4 protein-coding genes are annotated in these 2,609 nt (G+C 61.6%); all 4 read left to right on the forward strand.

What is annotated here, in order from left to right:
* Positions 1-93 precede the first annotated feature (93 nt).
* The 4 genes from istA to E3O45_RS18445 are packed head-to-tail and all read left to right on the forward strand — an operon-like array spanning position 94 to position 2,500.
* Positions 94-1,398: an IS21 family transposase gene (gene istA, locus E3O45_RS15450; RefSeq protein ID WP_255452989.1), complete on the forward strand. Its 1,305-nt coding sequence runs from the start codon at positions 94-96 to the stop codon at positions 1,396-1,398.
* Entirely contained in the window at positions 1,395-1,685 is a 291-nt protein-coding gene (locus tag E3O45_RS18140; RefSeq protein ID WP_241985396.1) for a hypothetical protein, read from the forward strand. The genes istA and E3O45_RS18140 overlap by 4 nt, the downstream gene beginning before the upstream one ends.
* Before the next feature lie 27 nt (positions 1,686-1,712).
* A complete protein-coding gene (locus E3O45_RS18145; protein ID WP_241985398.1) occupies positions 1,713-2,282 on the forward strand; it encodes an ATP-binding protein in 570 nt (189 codons plus the stop codon).
* Between the two features lie 17 nt (positions 2,283-2,299).
* Entirely contained in the window at positions 2,300-2,500 is a 201-nt protein-coding gene (locus E3O45_RS18445) for a ferredoxin (RefSeq protein ID WP_134444282.1), read from the forward strand.
* The last annotated feature ends 109 nt before the right edge of the window (positions 2,501-2,609 follow it).

Below are 2,609 nucleotides of genomic sequence, written 5' to 3' on the forward strand. Positions count from 1 at the left end.
TTTGAACTCCTGGGTGAAACGCCTACGCGCTGCGGTCATGCTGATCTCTACTTTCAGTGAACCCTCATTTTAAGAGGGCCCACTGTCCGAGATATCCGCGGCAGCTCAGACGCGGGGAAGAAGTATGGGTATTCGCAGTTCTGCGCCCTGTTCACCGATTACCTCCGCACCCATGACCTGGTTGCGGTGCTGCGCCATGAGCCGGGTCGGGCGATGCTGGTCGACTGGGCCGGCGACACCATGGACGTCGTCGACACCATCACCGGCGAGGTCGTGCGAGCGATTCTGTTCGTCGCGGTGCTGCCGTATTCAGGGCTGATGTTCTGTCGCGCTTATGCGGATATGAAGTCTCCGGCGTGGCTCGACGCGCACGTTCAGGCGTTCGCGTTCTTCGGCGGCGTCACACAGATCGTCGTGCCCGACAACCCGACGACATCCACCCACCAAACCCATAAGGGTGATGCGGAGCGGATCGTCAACGCACGATATCAGCAGCTCGCTGATCACTACCAGACTGCGATTGTCCCGGCCAGAGTGAAAAAACCGCGTGACAAGGCTGCAGCCGAGAATGCGGTGAACGTGGTCAACAAACGCGTCATCGGCTACCTCGAGGACGACGTCTTCACGACGCTGGGCGAGTTGAATGCTGCGATCGAGGAACGGGTGCGGGAGATCAACCACGACATCCGCCGCGCCGACGACACCACTCGGTGGGAGCGGTTCGACAGCGAGGAGCGGGAGCTGCTGGCACCTCTGCCTGATGCGGGGTTCGAGGACGTCGAGTGGAAGGAGCTGAAGGCGGCCCGGAACTACCACGTCACCGCGGACACACAACGGTATTCGGTGCCGTTCGCTCTGGCGGGCAAGCTGCTGCGGGTTCGGCTGACGTCGTCACGGGTGACGGTCTTCGACGGGCACGAGAGCATCTGCGAACACCCGCGGCTGACGGGACGCAAGGGCCAGTACTCGACCCTGCCGGACCATGTCCCGCCGCAGCACCGCGATATTGACGAGCTGTGGTCGAGGCGGTGGTTCACCGATCGGGCGCGCAGCGTCGGGCCGGCCACCGTCACCGTGATCGAGCAGATTCTGGACAGCCAGGCGATTGAGGCGCAGGGCTACCTGTCCTGCCAGAACATCCTCGACGGGCTCGGCAAGAACAACCGGGAACGGCTGGAGGCGGCCTGCCAGGAGCTCGTGAACCGCAGCGCGCATCCGACCTATTCGACGCTGAAACGGTCGATGGCCGCGATCGACAGCGATGCGAAGAAGCCGCGGCCGATGGTCCCGGCGGCGTCCACCCGCAAACGCGTCAGCACGGTCGTGTTCCGCGACACCATGCCGGATGTTTATGTTCGTGATGCCTCGCACTATGCCCGCGATGAGGAGGTCAAGTGATGTTCACCAGCGTTGATTACGACAAGTTCCGGGCTCTGCGAGTGACGCATGTCGCGACCTGGCTGGAGGAACTCATCCAGGACGAAGCCAACGACACCCTCACCCCCGAGCAGCTGTTCCTCACCGCGGTCGACGACGCGTTGGAGTCTCGACGCATCAACAAGGTCGACAAACTCATCCGTCAGGCTGCGTTCCCGATCCCGGGCGCCACCGTCGCCGAGGTCGACTATCGCGAGGGACGCGGCATCACCCAAGTCAGAATGCGACGCTATGCCGCCCATGACTGACGCTCCGATGCGACAAACCTGCTGATCATCTCGCCCACCGGCGGCGGGAAAACCTACCTCGCCTGCGCACTGGCCATCGGCGCCTGCGAGAGTGAACATTCGGTACTCTACTTCCGGATGGACGACCTCGCCCGAAAGCTCGTCATCGCTCGCGGCGACGCCATCGCCCACCAAAAACTGTTGAACGAGCTCTCGAACATCGACCTGCTCATCATCGATGACTTCCTCACCGTCGGCATCGACAGCGACGCTGGCAACGATTTGTTCGCGATCCTCGCCAACCGGGAGCACCGCCTCCCGACGATGATCGCCTCGCAGACTGGACCCGCGCACTGGGTCGCCGAGCTGCCGGACCGAGTTGCAGCGGACTCGATCGTGAACCGCCTGGCCAGCAGCGCAACGACCAAGCCCGCGCCCAGAAGGGCTACTGGGAATAACACCACGGCGGCCCGGGCACCAAGCCCGGGCTGCTACCACCTCGTCAGAACTTTGCTACCAAGTGCGTGGACTGGCGCTACCATCAAGCGCTACTCGCCAGCTAACGCTGTCGAAATCAGGCAGACTCACCTAACGTTCATTTGGTTGATTACGCAATGAAGCCATGGAGGCTTGTGATGAAGGTGACGATTGACTCCGACCGCTGTGTCGGTCACGGCATGTGCAATATGTACGCCTCAGAGCTTTTTCATCTGAATGACGAAGGTCATGCCTTCGTCGACGGTCCGGATGTTCCGCCCGGCTTGGAAGCGGTCGCAAGGCTCGGCTCTTCGGCCTGCCCCGACCGCGCAATCACTAGAGGAGTGACACGACAATGACTAAGCCTGAATCCACCGGTTGACCTTGAGGTTTTGACGGCGCGTTAAACCGAGAATGCCCCTCTGACCAGCTAAAATAGTTGTTATCTAGACAAGCTATTCAATGCTC

The organism is Cryobacterium sp. TMS1-20-1, from assembly GCF_004402355.1.
Lineage (GTDB): Bacteria > Actinomycetota > Actinomycetes > Actinomycetales > Microbacteriaceae > Cryobacterium > Cryobacterium levicorallinum.

Coding starts and splice junctions, on each gene's coding strand:
- E3O45_RS18445 (WP_134444282.1), top strand. CDS start 2,300: ATGAAGGTGACGATTGACTCCGACCGCTGTGTCGGTCACGGCATGTGC.